This window comes from Flavobacterium sp. FlaQc-52, assembly GCF_044007495.1.
Classification (GTDB): domain Bacteria; phylum Bacteroidota; class Bacteroidia; order Flavobacteriales; family Flavobacteriaceae; genus Flavobacterium; species Flavobacterium cupriresistens.
Genome location: NZ_JBIPCV010000065.1, coordinates 1 through 255 on the forward strand (window position 1 = coordinate 1; position 255 = coordinate 255).

Consider the following 255-nt stretch of genomic DNA (forward strand, 5'->3'; position numbering starts at 1 on the left):
GTTTTTCGGTGTGCGGGTTTCTCGCCCGCATTATCGTTACTTATGCCTACATTTTCTTTTCTAACCAGTCCAGCATACCTTACGATACACCTTCAACCCTGTTAGAATGCTCCCCTACCACTTACAGTAAAACTGTAAATCCATAGCTTCGGTAATATGCTTATGCCCGATTATTATCCATGCTCGTCCGCTCGACTAGTGAGCTGTTACGCACTCTTTAAATGAATGGCTGCTTCCAAGCCAACATCCTAGCTG

Annotated in this window: 1 rRNA gene; it reads right to left on the bottom strand. The window is 44.7% G+C overall.

Features of this window, described 5'->3' with window-relative positions:
* Positions 1-255 (bottom strand): 23S ribosomal RNA (locus tag ACHRV5_RS22520); the annotation flags it as partial.